The sequence below is a fragment of the Streptomyces sp. NPDC088147 genome (genome assembly GCF_044741565.1).
Classification (GTDB): domain Bacteria; phylum Actinomycetota; class Actinomycetes; order Streptomycetales; family Streptomycetaceae; genus Streptomyces.
The window spans coordinates 22830-41787 of record NZ_JBIUSY010000007.1 but is presented as its reverse complement, the minus strand read 5'-3'; the positions used below and the strand labels follow the sequence as shown (position 1 = coordinate 41787).

At 72.1% G+C, this 18958-nt stretch carries 19 protein-coding genes and 1 pseudogene; 11 read left to right on the top strand and 9 right to left on the bottom strand.

The features are described from left to right. Positions 1-9 precede the first annotated feature (9 nt). Positions 10-1032 carry a GNAT family N-acetyltransferase gene (locus tag ACIOGX_RS23765; RefSeq protein WP_401915977.1) on the bottom strand — a complete coding sequence of 341 codons (1023 nt, stop codon included), beginning with the start codon at positions 1030-1032 and terminating at the stop codon, positions 10-12. Positions 1033-1172: 140 nt separating this feature from the next. Here ACIOGX_RS23765 and fdxA point away from each other — a divergent pair, with 140 nt between their 5' ends. Then, on the top strand, positions 1173-1493 hold the full coding sequence (gene fdxA / locus ACIOGX_RS23760; protein WP_003985062.1) for a ferredoxin: 321 nt from the start codon (positions 1173-1175) through the stop codon (positions 1491-1493). Between the two features lie 138 nt (positions 1494-1631). Then, on the top strand, positions 1632-2750 hold the full coding sequence (gene dapC, locus ACIOGX_RS23755) for a succinyldiaminopimelate transaminase (protein WP_401760858.1): 1119 nt from the start codon (positions 1632-1634) through the stop codon (positions 2748-2750). Between the two features lie 111 nt (positions 2751-2861). Here the strand turns inward: dapC and ACIOGX_RS23750 are convergent, their stop codons facing one another. Both ACIOGX_RS23750 and ACIOGX_RS23745 read right to left on the bottom strand, forming a co-directional pair. Further along, positions 2862-3308, bottom strand: coding sequence for an ATP-binding protein (locus ACIOGX_RS23750; protein ID WP_356514643.1), 447 nt, complete (start codon positions 3306-3308; stop codon positions 2862-2864). Positions 3309-3620: 312 nt separating this feature from the next. Further along, entirely contained in the window at positions 3621-4592 is a 972-nt protein-coding gene (locus ACIOGX_RS23745) for a hypothetical protein (protein WP_401915973.1), read from the bottom strand. A 105-nt stretch (positions 4593-4697) separates the two neighbouring features. Between ACIOGX_RS23745 and dapE the strand changes: the two genes are divergently transcribed. After that, positions 4698-5777, top strand: coding sequence for a succinyl-diaminopimelate desuccinylase (dapE, locus tag ACIOGX_RS23740; protein WP_387012303.1), 1080 nt, complete (start codon positions 4698-4700; stop codon positions 5775-5777). Positions 5778-5894: 117 nt separating this feature from the next. Here dapE and ACIOGX_RS23735 read toward each other — a convergent pair whose 3' ends face one another. Then, a complete protein-coding gene (locus tag ACIOGX_RS23735; RefSeq protein WP_356514649.1) occupies positions 5895-6890 on the bottom strand; it encodes an NADP-dependent oxidoreductase in 996 nt (331 codons plus the stop codon). Positions 6891-7184: 294 nt separating this feature from the next. Next, complete coding sequence (locus tag ACIOGX_RS23730; protein WP_401915970.1) at positions 7185-8105, bottom strand: SDR family oxidoreductase; 921 nt, start codon at positions 8103-8105, stop codon at positions 7185-7187. Positions 8106-8187: 82 nt separating this feature from the next. Between ACIOGX_RS23730 and ACIOGX_RS23725 the strand changes: the two genes are divergently transcribed. Then, complete coding sequence (locus ACIOGX_RS23725; protein WP_356514653.1) at positions 8188-8754, top strand: TetR family transcriptional regulator; 567 nt, start codon at positions 8188-8190, stop codon at positions 8752-8754. A 190-nt stretch (positions 8755-8944) separates the two neighbouring features. After that, on the top strand, positions 8945-9694 hold the full coding sequence (locus ACIOGX_RS23720) for a TIGR00730 family Rossman fold protein (RefSeq protein ID WP_129770496.1): 750 nt from the start codon (positions 8945-8947) through the stop codon (positions 9692-9694). Here ACIOGX_RS23720 and ACIOGX_RS23715 read toward each other — a convergent pair. Beyond that, positions 9672-10715, bottom strand: a complete 1044-nt coding sequence (locus ACIOGX_RS23715; protein ID WP_356514655.1) for a tetratricopeptide repeat protein — start codon at positions 10713-10715, stop codon at positions 9672-9674. The two genes, ACIOGX_RS23720 and ACIOGX_RS23715, sit on opposite strands and share 23 nt — an antisense overlap. Before the next feature lie 229 nt (positions 10716-10944). Next, positions 10945-11817, bottom strand: a complete 873-nt coding sequence (gene folP / locus ACIOGX_RS23710; RefSeq protein ID WP_129770494.1) for a dihydropteroate synthase — start codon at positions 11815-11817, stop codon at positions 10945-10947. Positions 11818-11903: 86 nt separating this feature from the next. Between folP and ACIOGX_RS23705 the strand changes: the two genes are divergently transcribed. Together ACIOGX_RS23705 and ACIOGX_RS23700 are read left to right on the top strand one after the other, a co-directional pair. After that, positions 11904-12344, top strand: coding sequence for a DivIVA domain-containing protein (locus ACIOGX_RS23705; RefSeq protein ID WP_401915965.1), 441 nt, complete (start codon positions 11904-11906; stop codon positions 12342-12344). Then, on the top strand, positions 12341-12952 hold the full coding sequence (locus tag ACIOGX_RS23700) for a DNA-3-methyladenine glycosylase I (RefSeq protein ID WP_356514659.1): 612 nt from the start codon (positions 12341-12343) through the stop codon (positions 12950-12952). Before ACIOGX_RS23705 ends, ACIOGX_RS23700 begins: the two co-directional genes overlap by 4 nt. Positions 12953-13017: 65 nt before the next feature. On the opposite strand, the gene ACIOGX_RS23695 is transcribed toward ACIOGX_RS23700, so the two are convergent. Beyond that, positions 13018-13821, bottom strand: a complete 804-nt coding sequence (locus ACIOGX_RS23695; RefSeq protein ID WP_356514661.1) for an enoyl-CoA hydratase-related protein — start codon at positions 13819-13821, stop codon at positions 13018-13020. A gap of 312 nt (positions 13822-14133) precedes the next feature. On the opposite strand from ACIOGX_RS23695, the gene ACIOGX_RS23690 reads away from it, so the two are divergent. Continuing rightward, entirely contained in the window at positions 14134-14301 is a 168-nt protein-coding gene (locus tag ACIOGX_RS23690) for a DUF3117 domain-containing protein (protein ID WP_003966491.1), read from the top strand. Between the two features lie 255 nt (positions 14302-14556). Here the strand turns inward: ACIOGX_RS23690 and ACIOGX_RS23685 are convergent. Next, positions 14557-15223 (bottom strand): annotated as a pseudogene (locus tag ACIOGX_RS23685) (O-methyltransferase). Positions 15224-15364: 141 nt separating this feature from the next. Here ACIOGX_RS23685 and sigE point away from each other — a divergent pair. From sigE to ACIOGX_RS23670, 3 genes are all read left to right on the top strand, one after another. Continuing rightward, entirely contained in the window at positions 15365-16123 is a 759-nt protein-coding gene (gene sigE, locus ACIOGX_RS23680; RefSeq protein ID WP_193564040.1) for an RNA polymerase sigma factor SigE, read from the top strand. Then, positions 16120-17010: an anti-sigma factor family protein gene (locus ACIOGX_RS23675; RefSeq protein WP_383971310.1), complete on the top strand. Its 891-nt coding sequence runs from the start codon at positions 16120-16122 to the stop codon at positions 17008-17010. Before sigE ends, ACIOGX_RS23675 begins: the two co-directional genes overlap by 4 nt. A 130-nt stretch (positions 17011-17140) precedes the next feature. Further along, positions 17141-18919 (top strand): trypsin-like peptidase domain-containing protein, encoded by a 1779-nt coding sequence (locus ACIOGX_RS23670; protein ID WP_401915961.1) that lies wholly within the window; start codon positions 17141-17143, stop codon positions 18917-18919. Positions 18920-18958 lie beyond the last annotated feature (39 nt).

Genomic DNA, 18958 nt, shown 5'->3' with positions numbered 1-18958 from the left:
CGTACCCGCTCAGAGCGATCGGAAGTGGTGGTAGCGGTGGTGGACGGTGAAGCCCATCGCGTCGTACAGCGCCCGCGCGCCGTCGTTGTCCGACTCGACCTGGAGCCAGGCGGCGGACGCGCCCTCCTCCAGGGCACGCCGGGCGAGCGCGGTCATCACGGCGGTGGCCAGGCCCTGGCGGCGGCGGGCGGGGTCGACCTCCACCGCCATGAACCCCGCCCAGCGTCCGTCCACCACACACCGGCCGATCGCCGCCGGTACGCCGGGCTCGCCGCTCCCGCCGGGCTCTCCGGGCTCTCCGGGCACGGTGGCGAACCACACCGAAGGCCCGCTGTTCAGTACGTGGAGCACATGGGGGCCGGGCACACCGGACCGCTGGTAACGCCGGAGCCACGCCTCGTCGACGCCACGGCTGAGCACGACCCGGGAGACCTCGGCGTCCCGGTCCCCGAGCGGCGCGAGCGCGGCGATCCGTACCTCCGCCGTCACCTCCGACCGCCAGCCGCGCCGCTCCAGCTCCGCGCACAGCCGCTCCTGGGTGCCCTCCGCGCCGGTCGCGGTCTGGACGTACGGGGGCAGTCCCCGCTCCTCGTACCACCGCCGTACGCGCGTCAGCGCCTCGTCCAGCTCCACCCCGGGGTCCCCCAGGGGCAGCACGGAATTGGCCCGCCGCGTGAAGCCGGAGGCCGCTCTGAGCCGCCACTCTCCCAGCAGCTCGCTCTCCACCGGCTGCCAGGACCGGGCGCAGACCCCGGCCAGCTCCTCGAAGGACGCCGAGGGCCCCCGCCGCCTGGCCGGGGCGGCGGGCACCACCTTCCCCGCGACCAGGGCGGCCTCGGGGACGCGGACGCTCTCACCGGTGCGGCGTGTGATCAGCAGCACATCTCCGTCCCAGGATGTGAGAACGCCCACCGTGTCCGTGAACTTCTCGCCGCCGGCCCCGCTGCCGGTCAACTGTCTGACTGATACACGTTTGCCCACGTCAGCCCGTGTCAGACGGACCTCGAGCCGTCCGCCCGCAGTGAATTCCACAGCTCTGTACGCCCCTCCTGTTCGGATCGCGCCCAAGAACGGAGATACTAGATGCGGGCATCGACGACGCCGCGCTCCCGCGCGCCTGTGGACGGAGCCGCAGATCGGCCCGCCGCGCCCTATCGAGGAGGAACGACAGCGTGACCTACGTCATCGCGCAGCCTTGTGTCGACGTCAAGGACAAGGCGTGCATCGAGGAGTGCCCGGTCGACTGCATCTACGAGGGCTCCCGGTCCTTGTACATCCACCCGGACGAATGCGTCGACTGTGGAGCCTGTGAGCCGGTCTGCCCGGTCGAGGCCATCTTCTACGAGGACGACACCCCGGAGGAGTGGAAGGACTACTACAAGGCGAACGTCGAGTTCTTCGACGAGCTCGGTTCGCCCGGTGGCGCTTCCAAGCTCGGTCTGATCGAGCGGGACCATCCCTTCATCGCAGCGCTGCCGCCCCAGAACGGCTGACAGCGCGCCGCCCCGGTCCCGTACGGCCCGCCGCCGTACGGGACCGCGGTGTTTCGCCCGCGCGTCCGCACCGGGGGAACGAGCACCGTACGAGAGCATCCGTACGAGAGAGCAATCCGTACGAGAAAGAGTGAGCACGTGTCCGCAGTCTCTTCGCGTCTGCCCGTCTTTCCCTGGGACAAGCTGGAGCCCTACAAGGCCACGGCCGCGGCCCACCCGGACGGGATCGTGGACCTGTCCGTCGGGACCCCCGTCGACCCCGTCCCCGCGCTGATCCAGCGAGCGCTGGTCGAGGCCGCCGACTCGCCCGGGTATCCGACGGTGTGGGGGACGGCCGCGCTGCGGGACGCGCTGACCGGATGGGTGGAGCGGCGGCTCGGGGCGCGCGGCGTGACGCACGCGCACGTGCTGCCGGTGGTCGGCTCCAAGGAACTGGTCGCCTGGCTGCCGACGCAGCTCGGCCTCGGCGCGGGCGACCGCGTGGCCTTCCCGCGGCTCGCGTACCCGACGTACGAGGTGGGCGCGCGGCTCTGCGGCGCCGAGCCCGTCCCGTACGACCCGCGATCATTCGCGGCTGACGCCGGGGGGACGGACCTCGACCCCGCCGGTCTGAAGCTCCTCTGGCTCAACTCGCCGTCGAACCCGACCGGAGCCGTCCTGGCGCCGGACGAGCTGACCCGGATCGTCGCCTGGGCGCGCGAGCACGGCGTGCTGCTGTTCAGCGACGAGTGCTACCTGGAGCTGGGCTGGGAGGCCGAGCCCGTATCGGTGCTGCACCCGGACGTCTGCGGCGGTTCGTACGACGGGATCGTCGCCGTCCACTCGCTCTCCAAGCGCTCCAACCTGGCCGGCTACCGCGCGGCCTTCCTGGCGGGCGACGAGGCCGTCCTGGGCGAGCTGCTGAAGATCCGCAAGCACGGCGGGATGATGACCCCCGCGCCGGTGCAGGCGGCGACGGTCGCGGCGCTCGGCGACGACACGCACGTACGGGAACAGCGGGAGCGGTACGCGGCCCGCCGCGCCGCGCTGCGCGCCGCGCTGGAGGCGCACGGCTTCCGTATCGACCACAGCGAGGCGAGCCTCTATCTGTGGTCGACGCGGGACGAGCCGTGCTGGGACACCGTGGCGCACCTCGCGGAGCTGGGCATTCTGGTCGCGCCCGGCGACTTCTACGGTCCGGCGGGGGAGCGGCACGTACGGGTGGCGCTGACGGCCACCGACGAGCGCGTCGAGGCGGCGGTCAAGCGGCTGGGCTGAGGCCCGTGCCGCACGCGGATGGCATGGATGACACGGGAGGGGCCGGGAAGCGAGTGCTTCCCGGCCCCCTCGTCCGCGTCGCGACGCGGAGTGCGCCTGTGGCGGCGCAGGTCAGCCGAGCGGCAGCGACACCGGGAGCTTGCCGGTCGGCAGGCCGCCGCCGAGCGCGCCGGCCGGCGCGGCACCCTCGGTGGCGGAGGCGGCGGACGTGGCGGTGTCGCCCAGGAGCTGTCCGGCGCTGCCGGCGGCGGTCCCGGCCGTCTTCTGCGCGGCGGGCGCCGCCGTCTTGCCGACCTGGCCGACGGCCTTGCCCGCGGCCGGGACGCCCTTCTTGACGGCCTTGCTGCCCGCGTCGCCCACCACACCGGTCGTCGTCCGGGCGCCGTTGTCGACGGTGTCACCCAGGGCGGCGCCGTCCAGCGCGCTCACCGCACCCAGGTCGGTGGTCTGCGGGAGGGCGGCCGCGTTCGCCGCTCCGGCCGCACCGATCACCGGGGCCGCGCCCGCGGCGACGAGCAGGGCGGCACGGGCGATCCGACGGGTCAGGGGGAGGGACATGATGCTCCTTTGGAGGGAGAGAAACAGTGCTTGTCCGTCGATCGGACGTAGTGACAACCCCTCGAAGGGCGGCGGAGGTTGCGGCGGGCGAGGGTAAAGAGTTGGCAATCCGTCGCATTATCGGCTACGGATAAAAACGGGCAAACGGTCCCGTGGTGGCGAGCGTGGCGGTGCGTCCGCTGAACCGTTACTCCCCTTTGTTCCCAAGGGCCTTCCCAACGGAAGCGAGGGATCGGGGGTGCGCGGAACCATCATCGGAAGAAATGCGATGACGGGCGGCGCGGACTCGCCCGTCCGAGTGACGCCGCCGTACTACTGCGCAGTGCGAATTCGAACTTCCGCCAGACCTGAATCCGCGCCTGTCCACTCCGAGGCGCGGGTCCGCTGCCAGCCCTTGTTCGCCGTGCGCGTGTTCTGCGCGCTCCACACCCGGCCCGCGTAGCGCACCTCGTCGATCCGCAGGGCGGTGGACTGCGCCACGGCCCAGTGCGCCAGCTCCCAGCCGCGCAGCGACGAGGAGCCGTCGTTCTCCGAACCCCCGGTCGTGGCCGGTACCGGTACGGACACCTCCGCGGCCGTGCCCGAGGCTCCCGCCCGGCCCGCGGCGCCGACATCGGCGCCGGGCAGCACCCCGGCCCCGAAGTCCCGTACCAGCGCGGCCCGTACCTTCGCGGGGTCCCCGGGCTCGGTGCCGGTCGGCGCCGTACAGGTCAGCGTGGCGGCGGAGCGGCCGGTGAGGGCGGCGGCCAGCAGCGTGGCGTCCGGCTCGTGCTTCGCGTACGCCTGCGGGAAGCCGCTGCGCTGGACGCGCTGGGCCGCCTCGGTCAGCGGCAGCCGCGAGTAGCCCGGGACCTTGACGAGATGGTCGTAGAACTCGCCCGCCGAGTAGACCGGGTCCTGGATCTGCGCCTCGGTGCCCCAGCCCGTCGAGGGGCGCTGCTGGAACAGACCGAGCGAGTCGCGGTCGCCGTGGTTCAGATTGCGCAGCGCCGACTCCTGGAGGGCGGTGGCCAGCGCGATCGTGACGGCGCGCTCGGGCAGTCCCCGCGTGGTGCCCACCGCCGAGATCGTCGCGGCGTTCTCGGCCTGCTCCGGGGTCATCTCGTACGTGGGGCTGTCACCGCCCGACGCGTCCGAGGCGCGCACCAGGCAGCGCGGGGGGCCGCCGCCACCACTCACGTACTGGACCACCACGTACGCGGCCAGGGTCAGCAGCACGACGAGGGCGGCCCCGATACGCGGGCGACGACGGCCGCGACGGAGGGGAGAGGCGGTCTCGGACACGAGGCCACCGTACTGGAGAGGCCGATGACGGACGGCGCCGACGCCAGGGTCCCGGCCGTCGGCGCGGGGCCGGCCCTTCCGGCGCTCCCGGGTAGGGTCGAAACCATGTCTGAGAACGTGCTCGACCTCACTCTCGACGGCCCGGCGCTCACCGCACGCCTGGTCGACTTCCCCTCGGTCAGCGGCGAGGAGAAGCCGCTCGCCGACGCGATCGAGGAGGCGCTGCGGACGCTGCCGCATCTCACCGTCGACCGCCACGGCAACAACGTGGTGGCCAGGACGCGGCTGGGCCGCGGCGAGCGGATCGTGCTCGCGGGACATATCGACACCGTCCCGATCGCCGGCAACGTACCCTCCCGGCTGGACGACGACGGAGTGCTGTGGGGATGCGGTACGAGCGACATGAAGTCGGGTGTCGCCGTCCAGCTGCGGATCGCGGCGACCGTCCCCGAGCCCAACCGCGATCTCACCTTCGTCTTCTACGACAACGAAGAGGTCGCCGCACACCTGAACGGTCTCGGGCATGTGGCCGAGGCCCATCCGGACTGGCTGGAGGGTGACTTCGCGGTACTGCTGGAGCCCTCCGACGGCGAGGTGGAGGGCGGCTGCCAGGGCACGCTCCGGGTCTTCCTCCATACGACGGGCGAGCGGGCACACTCCGCGCGTGGCTGGATGGGGTCCAACGCCATTCACGCCGCCGCGCCGATCCTGGCCCGGCTCGCCGCGTACGAGCCGCGCCGGCCGGTCATCGACGGGCTGGAGTACCGCGAGGGCCTCAACGCCGTACGGATCGAGGCGGGCGTCGCCAACAACGTCATCCCGGACGCGTGCACGGTCGTCGTGAACTACCGCTACGCACCCGACCGCGGCGAGGAGGAGGCACTCGCCCACGTCCACGAGGTCTTCGCGGACTGCGGGGTGACGGAGTTCACCGTGGACGACCACTCGGGGGCGGCCCTGCCGGGTCTCTCGCACCCCGCCGCCGCCGCGTTCATGGCCGCCGTCGGCGGCACGGCACGGCCCAAGTTCGGCTGGACGGACGTGTCGCGTTTCGGCGCGCTCGGGGTGCCCGCGGTCAACTACGGCCCCGGGAACCCGCTACTCGCCCACAAGCGCGACGAGCGGGTGGCGGTCGAGCGGATCACCCACTGTGAGAACCGTCTCCGCGACTGGCTCACCGGCTGACGGACGCCGGGGCCGGGGCCCGCGGCGGTCCGTCTTCCCCCAAGTCCCGCCGGGCGTACGCGAGCGCGAGGCCGATGAGGCGGGAAACGGGACACCCGGCTGGTCGGGCCATGGACCTCAGACGCGGACCATGGTCATACCGCGGTTCGCGCCGCCCAAGACACCGACGAGGGCATCCGGTGCCTGCTCCAGCCCCTCGATGACGTGGTAGAAGGGCTTGATCCGGCCGTCTTCGAGCCAGGACGAGTAAGCGCGATCGGCTTCGCCGAACCGGTCCCCGTAGGTGCCGACGGCGAACCCCTTCATGGTGAGGTCCTTCAGGATCAGGGTGAGCGGCACTCCCTTGGGGCCGGTCATCGGCTTGTCGCTGTCGTACTGTGCCGTGTTGCCGCAGAGCACGATGCGGCCCCCGTTCTTCATGGCGTCCAGGGCGGCTTCGAGCACGGGCCCGCCCGTGTTGTCGAAGAACAGGTCGACGCCCTCCGGGCAGGTCCGCCGCAACTGCTCGGCCGGCTCGCCGGCCTTGTAGTCGATGGTCGCGTCCGCCCCGACCTCCTGTTCCAGCCACGCGCACTTCTCGGGTCCCCCCGCGATGCCGACCACGCGGCAGCCCGAGATCTTGCCGAGCTGGACGACCGCGGATCCGACGCCGCCCGCCGCCGCGGAGACCAGCAGCGTCTCGCCGGCGCGTGGCCGGCCGGCGTGGAGGAGCCCGAAGTAGGCCGTGTAGCCCGACTGGCCCAGCAGGCCGATGTAGTGCTCCACGGAATGAGCGCCGTCACGCTTGAAGAGGTTCTGGGCGGGCATGGCGACGTAGTCCTGCCACGCCGACATCGCCTGCACCACGTCTCCGGGTACGAATGCCGGATCGCTGGAACGGACGACCTCGCCCACGGCGGTGCTCATCATCGGCCTTCCCGCCTGGAGCCCGCTCGCCCCGTATATGGGGTTGGCGTGCATATAGGCCCTGTTGCCCGGCATGATGTTGAAGTACCGGTTGCGGACCAGGACCTCGCCGGGACCCGGCTCGGGGACGTCGGTCTTTCGCAACTCGAAGATGTCCGTCGTCAGCTTGCCTTCCGGCGCCGCTGTGTAGATCCACTGCCTGTTCATCGCTGTTCCTCCTGGTGACCTTGTGTGTGTGGCGCGCCGCTGAGGCGCGGTCTCCGCCGAGTCGACGGAAAGCCGGGACTTCGACCGGCTGAAGCGGTGGTGCGGCCGGGGAGGGGGTCAGCCGGCCTCGATCTGATCCGTGCCGTGCCCGATGTGAGCGGTGAGCAGGCCCTCGGTCTCGACGACCTCGACCCTTCCGGGGGCGGTCACCATGACGGCCCTCATCTCCGGCATCTCCGGCATCTCCTGAATCGGACAGGCGGCGCGTGCCGGGCGGGTAGTCCTCGGGGTTGGTCAGGTGGTGGCGGGGGCGTGGAAGTAGTGGCCCTTGGCGAGGTCTTCGAGCAGATCGGGGCGGGCGGGCCGCCAGTCGAGGAGTTCGCGGGTGAGGGCGTTCGACACCGGGACGTCGAGGCTCATGAAGGGGCTCAGCCAGGTGAAGTGCTCCTCCGCGGCCTCGGGGGACACGGAGATCACCGGTACGTCGAGGTGGCGGCCGATCACCTCGGCGATGTCGCGGAGCGCGACGCCCTCCTCCGCGACGCCGTGCAGCGCCGATCCGGCGGGCGCCTTCTCGACGGCCAGGCGGAACAGCCGTGCGATGTCGAGGCGGTGGACCGCCGGCCAGCGGTTGGCGCCGTCGCCGACGTAGGCGGATACGTTCCGGGCGCGGGCGGTGGCGACCAGGTGCGGCACCCAGCCGTAGTCCCCCTCGCCATGGACGGTCGGAGAGACCCGCACGACCGACGAGCGGACGCCACGCGAGGCGAACGCGAGCGCGGCCTGGGCGGTGGCCGACCGGATCACATGCGGCGAGCCGTCGAGGGTGGGCGTGTCCCGCTCGGTCACCGCGCGCTCCGTCGGGAAGCCGATGAAGCCGCTGGCGAGGACGAGCGGGTGATCAGTGGCGGCGAGCGCGTCGCCGAAGGTGTCGACGACGCGGCGATCGGCATCGGCGGCGCCCTGGTAATCGCCGGTGAACGCGCGCCCGCCGTCGAAAGCGAGGTGGATCACCCCGTCCGACGCGGCGGCCGTGTCCCGCAGGACCTCCAGGTCGTCGAGGGTGCCGCGGACGATCTCGACGCCGGCGGCGGTGAGCGCGGCGGCGGAGGCGTCGGAGCGGGCGAGCCCGACGACCTGGTGCCCCGCGCCGATGAGCTCGGGTACGACGGCGGAGCCGATGAAGCCGGACGCGCCGGTCACAAAGATGCGCATGAGGAACCCAACACTTGATTACAGCGACTGCAATCAACCGTAACATCTGATTGCAGTCGCTGTAATCACGTAGGATCCGCCCATGGGCAGATGGGAGCCGAACGCGCGCGGGCGCCTGGCGACAGCGGCGCTGGACCTCTACAGCGAGCGCGGATACGAGCAGACAACCGTGGCGGAGATCGCCAAACGCGCCGGGCTCACGGAGCGGACCTTCTTCAACCACTACGCCGACAAGCGCGAGGTACTGTTCGTCACCGCCGCCGAGTTCCAGGACCGGTTCGTGGGGACGGTCTCCGGGGCCCTCACGTCCGTCGCGCCGATCGACGCTCTGGCCGCGGGTCTCGACGCGATCGCCGACATGCTCGCCGGCCAACGCGACTTCGCACGCACTCGGCAGGCTGTGATCATGTCGAACCCCGAGCTCCAGGAGCGCGACCTGATCAAGCTCGCCTCGACGTCGACCGCGCTCGCCGACACCCTGCGCCGGCACGGCGTCACGGAACCGGAGGCGAGCCTGACCGCCGAGGCGGGGATCGCCCTCTTCAAAGTCGGCTTCCATCGCTGGATCGCGGCGGACGAGGAGCGCGAGCTGTCCGTGCTGTTGCGGGAGGCACTGGACGCGCTCAAGGCCGTGACCGCGGGCGGCTGAGGGCTGTCCGGCCGGTCCTCGCGGGCCCGCTACGCCGCCGTGACATCAGCCGCCGCCGCGGCGCACCCTCCGGTCCCGGCAGTTCCCTCACGGAGTGAGGGCCTGATCGACTGCCGGAATTTCGTCGTTTGTCACGTGCGTGGACCTACCCTTGCCCAGAACAAACGCACAGCAGCGGAGGGAGCAGCTCATGGGCATGCCTGACGGAGAGCGGAAGCCGGAGGAACAGCGGCTCGGACCGGTGATCCGCCGCCGGGAACAGGTGCAGGCGGGCACGACCGATCAGCGGCTGCTGGACACCGAGGGCGACTCGGAGTGGGTGCACACCGATCCCTGGCGGGTGATGCGCATCCAGTCGGAGTTCGTGGAGGGCTTCGGCGCCCTCGCCGAACTGCCCAGTGCCATCAGCGTCTTCGGCTCCGCGCGCACCCCGGCGGGCTCCGCCGAGTACGAGGCGGGCATCCGGATCGGCGGCGCGCTGGTCGACGCCGGATTCGCGGTGATCACCGGCGGCGGGCCCGGCGCCATGGAGGCGGCGAACCGGGGCGCGCGCGAGGCCCAGGGCGTCTCCGTCGGACTCGGCATCGAGCTGCCCTTCGAGCAGGGGCTCAACCCGCATGTCGACATCGGCGTGAACTTCCGCTACTTCTTCGTCCGCAAGACGATGTTCGTCAAGTACGCGCAGGGCTTCGTGGTCCTGCCGGGCGGTCTCGGCACGCTGGACGAGCTGTTCGAGGCGCTCACGCTGGTCCAGACGCGCAAGGTCACCCGCTTCCCGATCGTCCTGTTCGGTACGGCGTACTGGGGCGGTCTCGTCGACTGGCTGCGGGACACCGTCGTGGCCCAGGGCAAGGCGTCCGAGAAGGATCTGCTGCTCTTCCACGTCACGGACGACGTGGACGAGGCGGTCGCGCTCGTCACGAAGGAGACGCGCAACTGACCTGGGGGTCCGCCGACAGCTGCGACCGGAAAGCACTGACCATCTTTCCGGCGTGCAGCAGCCCGATCCGCGCCACCTCGCGCTCCAGACCGTCGAGATCACGCAGCGTCAGCGCCCGCGGCCGGTGCAGGAAGTGCCGGGACTTGACCAGACCCAGCCGGGACAGCACGGCGCCCCGCCGTTCGTCGATCGCCCGGAACTCCGCCAGCGCCCGCGCGTACATCCGCCGCGCGCTCGCGTACCGGGCCGCCCGGTAGAGGACATTGCCGCGCATCTTGTGGTTGTAGGCCAGGGCGCTCGCCAGATCCATACGGCGGCAGATCGCCTCCGCCTCGGACAGCAGCGTCAGGGCCCGTTCGGTGTGGCCCTGGGCGGAGAGGATGTCCGCGACACCGCGCAGTGACCAGGCACGGCCCCGGGCGTCGTCCGCGTCGGCGGCTATCCGTACCGACTCCTCGAACATCTCCAGGGCCGTGTCCAGCTCACCGGTGTTGCGGTGCATCTGCGCGATGCCGGACAGGGCCCAGACGATGTGCCGGGCCTCGCCGTGGGCCCTGGCCTCCGCGAGAAGCTCCTCGTGCAGACCGGCCACGGCCTCGTAGTCGCCCTGGATACGGCCGGTCTCGGCGAGGCCCGCCAGACAGTAGCCGCGCGCGATCCGGTCGCCGCTGCCGGCCGCGAGATCCGACGCGTGGGCCAGCAGCCGGCGCGCCAGCGGGAGCGTGCCGCACTGCCTGGCCAGGGTGCCGCCGCTCCACAGGGCCCACGCCATGGCGCCCGGTTCACCCGCCCGCCGCGCGCTGCGATAGCTCTCGCGCCAGGCCCCGCCCGCCTCGGCCACCCTGCCGAGCCGCCGGCTGGCCTCGGCCACGGCGAGCGAGGCGCGCGCCTCCTCCAGCGGGGTGGCGGCCGTACGCCGCAGCGCGCCCGCCGTGGCCAGCACCTCCTCGTACGAGGAATTCACCCCCAGCGCCGACTTCAACTCGCCCTGGTATTCGGGTGCGAACGCCTTGCCGTACATGTTCCCGCGGCCTCCTGATCATGTGCTGCCCTGATCACGAAGCTACGGCGGGGGGAGGGCGCGGCGAATCCAACGGCATGGGGGTTCTGGAGTCCGTCCGGAGGGCTACGCGGGAACCTCCGGTCATCACCGGGACGGACGGGCCGGGCCGGCCCTCAGGACGGACCAGGCCGGGCTTCAGGACGGGCCGGGCTTCAGCACGGACGGGTCAGGCCTCAGGACGGACGGGTCAGGCCAGGCCTCGGCGCGCCACCGCGGGGGGACGGTGGCCCGCGATGGCCGCCACCATGTCCAGGACCTGCTTCGTCTCCGCGACCTCATGGACGCGGTAGACCCGGGCCCCGAGCCACGCCGAGACGGCGGTCGTCGCCAGGGTGCCGGTCAGCCGCTCCTTGACCGGCTTGTCGAGCGTCTCGCCGACGAAGTCCTTGTTGGAGAGCGAGACCAGTACCGGCCAGCCCGTCTCCGCCATCTCGCCCAGCCTGCGGGTCGCTTCGAGGGAGTGCCGGGTGTTCTTGCCGAAGTCATGGCCGGGGTCGATCATGATCCGGTCCCGGCGGACGCCCAGCTCCAGGGCGCGCTCGGCCAGCCCGAGTGTCACGCGCAGGATGTCCGCCATCACGTCGTCGTACGCGATCCGGTGCGGCCGGGTCCTGGGCTCCGCCCCGCCCGCGTGCGTACAGACCAGACCCACGTCGTACCGCGCGGCGACCTCGGCCAGCCGGGGGTCCACCCCGCCCCACGCGTCATTGAGCAGATCCGCGCCCGCCTCGCAGACCGCCTCGCCCACGTCGTGCCGCCAGGTGTCGACGCTGATCACCACATCCGGATGACGGCGGCGCACCTCGGCGACGAAGCCGACCGTACGGCGGGCCTCCTCCTCGGCCGTGACCTCCTCGCCGGGCCCCGCCTTCACCCCGCCGATGTCGATGATGGCGGCCCCTTCGGACACCGCACGCTCCACCCGGTCGAGGGCGGGCTGATCGCGGAAGGTCGCGCCCTGGTCGTAGAAGGAATCCGGGGTCCGGTTGACGATCGCCATGATCACCGGCTCGCGCGCGTCGAATTCCCGACGTCCCAGCCGCAGAGTCCCGCTGCGCATCCCCTGATTCCTCCTCGTGTTCGTCCGCCTGTGACCTTAGGGCCTCTCGCCGTCGCGGAGCGGACGGCCCCGGCTGTCGGTGGGGCATGGCACGATCGGCACCGGACGTTTTCCTGCCCCGGGAGAAGCTCGTGTTCTTGTTCTTGCTCATCGCGATGGTCGTGGTCGTCGCCGCGGTCACGCTCGCGGTCGTCGGCGGCGGCGACCGCGAGGTCCTGCCGGAGGCCGCTCCGGAACGGCTGGTGGATCCCCTGCCGCTGACCCGCCCGGTCGGCCGTGCCGACGTCGAGGCGCTGCGGCTGCCGGTCGGGGTGCGCGGCTACCGGATGGCGGAGGTGGACGAGGTGCTCGGCCGGCTCGGCGCGGAGCTGGCGGAGCGGGACGTGCGGATCGCGGAGCTGGAGTCGGCGCTCGCCGGGGTCCAGGCCACCGCCGTCTCCTCGCCCGACCTCTTCAAGAAGCCCGGAGATCTCTTCGACAGCCCCGGAGACCTCTTCGACAAGCCCGGAGAGGAGACCGGCCGGTGAGTGACGGCTCGGTGGTGACGGGTCCCGACGGGAAGCCGCGTTGCCCCTGGGGCCTGTCGGCCGAGGACTACGTCGCGTACCACGATTCCGAGTGGGGCCGCCCGGTCCACGGCGACGACGCCCTCTTCGAGCGGCTGAGTCTGGAGGCGTTCCAGTCCGGGCTGTCCTGGATCACGATCCTGCGCAGGCGCGAGACCTTCCGCGACGCCTTCGGCTCGTTCAAGATCGCCTCGGTGGCGGAGTTCACCGACGCGGACAGGGAGCGGCTGCTCGCCGACCCCGGCATCATCCGCAACCGCGCCAAGGTCGATGCCACGCTGGCCAACGCGCGGGTTCTCGCCGACTGGTCCGCGGGCGAGCTGGACACGCTGATCTGGTCGTACGCACCGGACGCGGCGAAGCGCCCGGCCCCTCGGACGAACGCCGACGTCCCGGCGGTCACCGACGAGTCCACGGCGCTCGCCAAGGCCCTCAAGAAGGCCGGCATCCGCTTCGTCGGCCCCACGACCGCCTATGCCCTGATGCAGGCGTGCGGTCTGGTGAACGATCATCTGGCGGACTGCTTCGTACGGGACAGCGTCGCGGGCGCGGGGGCGGCGCGGGGCTGACGGGGCCGGGCCCTGTCACCAGCCGGGCACGGCCACCGACGCCCGCGACGGCTGACGCCCGGCGGCTAGCGTCCGACGTACCGCGGCTTCTCCTTCGCCAGGAACGCGCGCACCGCGATGGCGTGGTCCTCCGACGCGCCCGCCCGCGACTGGAGTCCGTCCTCCTTCTCCAGCGTCTCGGCCAGCGAGTGCCCCGCTCCGTACGCCAGTGACTCCTTGATCGCCGCGTACGCGAGCGTCGGACCCGAGGCCAGGGCGCGGGCCACGGCGGCGGACTCGGCCGCCAGGTCGGCGGCGGGCACCAGCCGGTTCACCAGGCCCCACTCCCGCGCCTCACGGGCCGGCACCGACCGCGGGAAGAGCAGCAGATCCGTCGCCCGGCTCCGGCCCACCAGCCGCGGCAGCGTCCAGGAGACCCCGGAGTCCGCGGTCAGCGCGACCCCCGCGAAGGACGTGTTGAACGCGGCCGTGTCCGCCACCACCCGGTAGTCCGCCGCGAGGACGAACCCGAGGCCCGCGCCCGCCGCGACCCCGTTGACACCGGCCACCACCGGCTTGGGCATCTCGGTGATCGCCCGCAGGATCGGGTTGTAGTGCTCGCGCACGGTGCTCATCGTGTCGCCGGTGCCCGCCGCCCGGTCCGCTTCGAGCAGCGCGGTGTGCTCCTTGAGGTCCTGTCCGACGCAGAACGCCCGGTCGCCCGAGGCGGTCAGCAGCACTCCCCGTACGGCCGGGTCGGCGGCGGACGCCTCCAGCGCGTCCCGGAGCGCGACCTTGGCGGCGATGTTCATCGCGTTCATGGCCTCGGGCCGGTTGATCGTGATCGTTGCGAGTCCGTCGTGCACCTCGTACAGCACGGTGTCGGCCATGATCGGTCCCCTTAGCGGCTCGGGCGGTCCTGTCCGGCCCCAGCATGGCGGAGATCGTCGGCGCCGGGCATGTGACCTGCGTCTAAGAAAGTCGGGCCCCTGTGGAGCGCGGGGCGGCGAAGTATCGCAGGCGGATCGCCGAATTGAGGGGTTTTGCGAGAGCGCGTTGCGCAAGCGATGCCGTCCGATGTTGGTCATCGGGTCCCGCCATGCGGGATAATGGGCTGGAAGCAATGTGTTCGATGCCGGTGACACAGCGCCTGTCATGGGGCCGCCGGCTGCGATGAGCTGGTTTCAGGAAGGGGAACGAGCATGGCGGCCATGAAGCCGCGAACGGGCGACGGCCCGCTCGAGGTGACCAAGGAGGGGCGGGGCATCGTCATGCGCGTTCCGCTCGAAGGCGGCGGTCGGCTTGTCGTCGAGCTGACTCCGGACGAGGCGGATGCGCTCGGCGACGCGCTGAAGAAGGTCGTCGGCTGAGCGGAGCGCTCACAGTCTCCGGGGTGTTCGGTCACCTCTGGACAGACGGAACTCTGCCCCGGTACGGACAGGTCCGTGCCGGGGCAGAGCTCTGTTCCGGGGAAATCACCACGTCGTGGGCACGTCAGCCGGATTCAGGGACGTCGGCGGCGCTCCGGGACGTCGGCGGCGCTCCGGGACGTCAGCCGCACTCCGGGACGTCAGCCGCACTCCGGACGTCAGCCGCACTCCGGACGTCGGCCGCGCTCCGGGACGTCAGCCCCGCCGCATCGCGCAGAGCAGTCCGTCGCCCACCGGCAGCAGCGTCGACTGGAGCTCCTGGCTCTCCCGTACGGTCCGCAGCAGCTCCCGCAGCCTCAGCACCTCCGCGGGCTGGGCCGCCGAGTCCACCGTCCGGCCGCCCGCGAAGACGCCTTCGAAACAGACCAGGCCACCGGGGCGCAGCAGCCGCAACGATTCAGCGAGATAGTCGAGGCACTCCAGCCGGTCGCCGTCACAGAAGACGAGGTCGTAACCGCCGTCCGCGAGCCGGGGCAGAACGTCCAGGGCGCCGCCGGGGATGAACCGCGCGCGGTTCCCCGCGAAGCCCGCGGCCCGGAAGGCCTGCCGGGCGAACTGCTGGCGCTCGGGCTCGGTGTCGACCGTGGTCAGGACGCCGTCCGGCCGCATGCCCTGGAGCAGATACGTACCCGAGACGCCGGTACCGGTGCCGATCTCGGCGACCGCCTTCGCGTCCAGGGTGGCGGCGAGCAGACGCAGCGCGGCGCCGGTGCCTGGTGACACCGAGCGGAGCCCTGTCTCCCGGGCCCGGTCACGGGCCCAGCGCAGTGCTTCGTCCTCGGCGACAAAGGCGTCGGCGAACGCCCAGCTCGTCTGCCGGTTGGCGGTAATGACCCTCTCCTTGTCCCCGTTGGCGGCGCAACGGTGACTGTATCCGCTGCGCCCGGGAACCCGCAGATGGGACCGGACGTTATGAAGAAGCGGGGAACACCCGGATCAAGACCTGCGACCGGGCCTAATTTGACGTAAAGATTCTTATCCGGAGCTAACGGGCGGAGTGGCTATGGTAGGGGCTCCACTGGACACCACCAGAGCCGATAGGGGAGGTGCGGCTGAGCCTGTGGATCGGGGAGGAGTGCTGACGCGCTTTCTCAGGTCGGCCGGCAAGCCGAAATCCGTGACCAACACCGCTGACCGTTCTCGCTCCACCGACTCCGCAGTTACCGCGACCTTCGCATCGGATGCGGAATCGCAGGCGTGGACGCCTCCCAGCTGGGAGGAGATCGTCAGCACGCACAGCGGACGTGTCTACCGCCTCGCCTACCGCCTCACGGGCAACCAGCACGACGCCGAGGACCTGACCCAGGAAGTCTTCGTCAGAGTCTTCCGCTCGCTGTCGACCTACACCCCCGGCACGTTCGAGGGCTGGCTGCACCGCATCACCACCAACCTCTTCCTCGACATGGTCCGCCGCAAGCAGCGGATCCGGTTCGACGCGCTCGGTGACGACGCGGCGGAGCGGCTGCCCAGCCGTGAGCCGTCGCCGCAGCAGGTCTTCCACGACACGCACTTCGACGCGGACGTCCAGCAGGCGCTGGACACCCTCGCGCCCGAATTCCGCGCGGCCGTGGTGCTCTGCGACATCGAGGGGCTCTCGTACGAGGAGATCGCGGCCACGCTCGGAGTCAAGCTCGGCACCGTGCGCAGCCGGATCCACCGCGGGCGCTCGCATCTGCGCAAGGCTCTCCAGCACCGTTCCCCCGAGGCAAGGGCCGAGCAGCGCGCCTTCGTGAGCGTGGCCGGGGAGGGCGGAGCGGCGTGAGTGGCACGAGCCCCACCCCCGCCGAGCAGCATCTGGGGGACAGACTCGCCGCCCTGGTGGACGGAGAGCTGGACCATGACGCGCGCGAGCGTGTGCTGGCCCATCTCGCCACCTGTGCCAAGTGCAAGGCGGAAGCCGACGCCCAGCGCCGGCTGAAAAGTGTGTTCGCCCAGTCCGCTCCGCCGCCGCCCTCCGCCGGTCTGCTCGCCAGACTGCAGGGGCTGCCGGGCGGCCTTCCCGGATCCGGGGGCGGTGACGACGACAACGGAAAAGGGCTCTTCGACGGGGGGCGCTTTGGTGAGGGCGTTTTCGGCGTCCGCACCGACGGCTTCGGTTATGTCCCGGCGGGCGCCCATGCCGCCGTACTGCCCAGCGGCTCCGGCTTCCGGATCCACGAGGTGGGACGCCAGGAGGCCGAGCGGTCGCCGTGGCGCGGCAAGCGGTTCGCCTTCGCCGCCGCCAGCGCGGTGTCGTTCGCCGCGATGGCCCTCGGCGGGACGATGCCGCTCGGTACGGCAGCCGACGCCCTGCCCCGGGGTGGCGCGGGCAACAACGTGACTCCCATGCGGGCCCCCGGCACCGCGGGCCCGTCGGCCGTCGGCGGTGAGTCCTCCCGGCGCCAGGGCGGCGGCAGCGGAGCGCTGTCACGGTCCGCCGACCGCCCGACCCCCGCGGCCCCTCCCGGCATGTTCCAGGCGCAGACGCTCTCGGAGCGCCCGTTCGCGCCGGGCGCCCTGGTGAGTCCGTCCCCGGCGCTGCTGATCCGGCCCACGGGCTCGGCCCTCCAGATCGACGAGGCGTCAGGGGTCAGCCCCACGGCCACGCCCAATCCGACCCGGCTGGCCGCCCCGACGCTGCCCGGCACGCCGCTTTCCGCCCGGCGCTAGGCCCAGTCTCGCCAGGCCCAGTCTTCGAAGTCCCGTCCGCCCGGCGGCCCCCTGCGCGGAAAACCGTAAACCTGGTTGAATCCTTGGCAGGGTGCCCATCGGGGCGCGGAACGGCAGTTGCGGGGAGAGCATGGACGACGGGAAGCCGACCGGACCCACGGCGAAGTGGTGGAGCCGTCCCTCAGCCGAGGGCGCGGTGCCGCAGGGGCCCGGGGTGCCGCCGGCCCGGAGCGACGAGGTGACGGCGCAGTCGCCGCCTGTCGCTGACGAGCCGTCAGCGGTGGCGGACCCGGCCCCGGTCTCCGCCGACCCGGCTCCCGTACCCGCCGACCCGGCCCCGGCGCCCGCCGACGCGGCCCCCGTGCCCGCTGACGCCGTTCCCGGGCCTCCCGACGTGGCTCCGGCCCCCGTGCCCGCCGACGCGGCTCAGGCGCCTCAGGGGCGCCCGCGGCCGCTGCACGAGCCCGACGCCTACAGCACACCGCCCTACGGCGAGCCCGGCCCCTGGGCGCTCGCTCCGCCCGTACAGCGACCCGCGCCCACCCCCGCGCACGGCACGCCGCTGCCGTCGGCCGCGCACGCGGCGCCGCCGCAGGTCCAGATCCCGCAGCAGCCGCACGGGCAGCCGCACCACCCCCAGCCGCACCACCACCCGGTCCCGGGGCCCCAGCCTCTGCCCCCGCCCCAGCCACACGCCCAGGCGCCCGGCGGGCCCGAGTCCTCGCAGTGGCTCCGGTACGACCCCTGGAACGCGCCAGGCCCCCAGCCCCTGACCCAGTACGGCGAGCCGCCCAAGCGGCGCGGCCTGCGGCGGGCCGGGCTCGTCGCCGCCGGGGCGCTCGTCCTCGCCGCCTGTGTCCTCGGCGGCGCGGTCGGCGCGTACATCGAACGCAACGGCGGCTTCACCAGCGTCGAACTCCCGCAGGCCGACGCGGAAGCGGGCGGGCGCGCGCCCGACAGTGTCGCGGGCATCGCGGCCAGGGCGCTGCCCAGCGTCGTCACCCTGCATGTCAGCGGCAGTGATGAGCAGGGCACCGGCACGGGCTTCGTCCTCGACCGGCAGGGCCACATCCTGACGAACAACCATGTCGTCCAGCCGGCCTCCTCCTCCGGCGAGATATCCGTCACGTTCAGCGACGGCCAGACCGCCAGGGCGAAGCTCGTCGGCAAGGACAGCGGCTACGACCTGGCCGTCGTCAAGGTCACCGGCGTCTCCGGGCTGGAGCCGCTGCCGCTGGGGAACTCCGACAGCGTCCAGGTCGGCGATCCGGTGGTGGCCATCGGCGCCCCCTTCGACCTGTCCAACACGGTGACCTCCGGGATCATCAGCGCCAAGCAGCGCCCCATCACCGCGGGCGGCGAGAAGGGCGACGGCAGCGACGTCAGTTATGTCGACGCGCTCCAGACGGACGCCCCGATCAACCCCGGCAACTCCGGCGGCCCGCTGGTGGACACCCGCGCCCGGGTCATCGGCATCAACAGCGCGATCCGCGCCGCGGACAGCGGCACCGGTCTCACCGGCGGCCAGTCGGGCTCGATCGGCCTCGGCTTCGCGATACCGATCAACCAGGGCAAGCGCGTCGCCGAGGAGCTGATCAACACCGGGAAGGCCACGCACCCGGTGATCGGCGTCAGCCTCGACATGGAGTACGCGGGCGACGGCGCCAAGGTCGGCGCCAAGGGTGCCGACGGCGGTCCCGGGGTGACCGCGGGCGGGCCCGGCGCCAAGGCCGGCATCAAGGCGGGGGACGTCATCACGGAGGTGAACGGCCAGCGGGTGCACAGCGGTGAGGAGCTGATCGTCAAGATCCGCGCCCACCGTCCCGGCGACCAGCTGGAGCTGACACTGGACCGCGGAGGTAAAGAGCGGACCATGAAGTTGACTCTCGGCTCCGCAGACGGCACCTGACGGCCACCGGAAGGTACCGCCCGGACAGTTCCGGCAGGT

Excerpts from the sequence above, each read along its gene's own strand:
- ACIOGX_RS23735 (WP_356514649.1), bottom strand. The coding sequence starts at position 6,890 with ATGAACAGGCAGTGGATCTACACAGCGGCGCCGGAAGGCAAGCTGACG.
- folP (WP_129770494.1), bottom strand. The coding sequence starts at position 11,817 with ATGCGCAGCGGGACTCTGCGGCTGGGACGTCGGGAATTCGACGCGCGC.
- sigE (WP_193564040.1), top strand. The coding sequence starts at position 15,365 with ATGGTAGGGGCTCCACTGGACACCACCAGAGCCGATAGGGGAGGTGCG.
- ACIOGX_RS23720 (WP_129770496.1), top strand. The coding sequence starts at position 8,945 with ATGGGCATGCCTGACGGAGAGCGGAAGCCGGAGGAACAGCGGCTCGGA.
- ACIOGX_RS23690 (WP_003966491.1), top strand. The coding sequence starts at position 14,134 with ATGGCGGCCATGAAGCCGCGAACGGGCGACGGCCCGCTCGAGGTGACC.
- ACIOGX_RS23670 (WP_401915961.1), top strand. The coding sequence starts at position 17,141 with ATGGACGACGGGAAGCCGACCGGACCCACGGCGAAGTGGTGGAGCCGT.
- ACIOGX_RS23705 (WP_401915965.1), top strand. The coding sequence starts at position 11,904 with ATGGCACGATCGGCACCGGACGTTTTCCTGCCCCGGGAGAAGCTCGTG.
- ACIOGX_RS23730 (WP_401915970.1), bottom strand. The coding sequence starts at position 8,105 with ATGCGCATCTTTGTGACCGGCGCGTCCGGCTTCATCGGCTCCGCCGTC.
- ACIOGX_RS23725 (WP_356514653.1), top strand. The coding sequence starts at position 8,188 with ATGGGCAGATGGGAGCCGAACGCGCGCGGGCGCCTGGCGACAGCGGCG.
- dapE (WP_387012303.1), top strand. The coding sequence starts at position 4,698 with ATGTCTGAGAACGTGCTCGACCTCACTCTCGACGGCCCGGCGCTCACC.
- ACIOGX_RS23750 (WP_356514643.1), bottom strand. The coding sequence starts at position 3,308 with ATGTCCCTCCCCCTGACCCGTCGGATCGCCCGTGCCGCCCTGCTCGTC.
- ACIOGX_RS23695 (WP_356514661.1), bottom strand. The coding sequence starts at position 13,821 with ATGGCCGACACCGTGCTGTACGAGGTGCACGACGGACTCGCAACGATC.
- ACIOGX_RS23715 (WP_356514655.1), bottom strand. The coding sequence starts at position 10,715 with ATGTACGGCAAGGCGTTCGCACCCGAATACCAGGGCGAGTTGAAGTCG.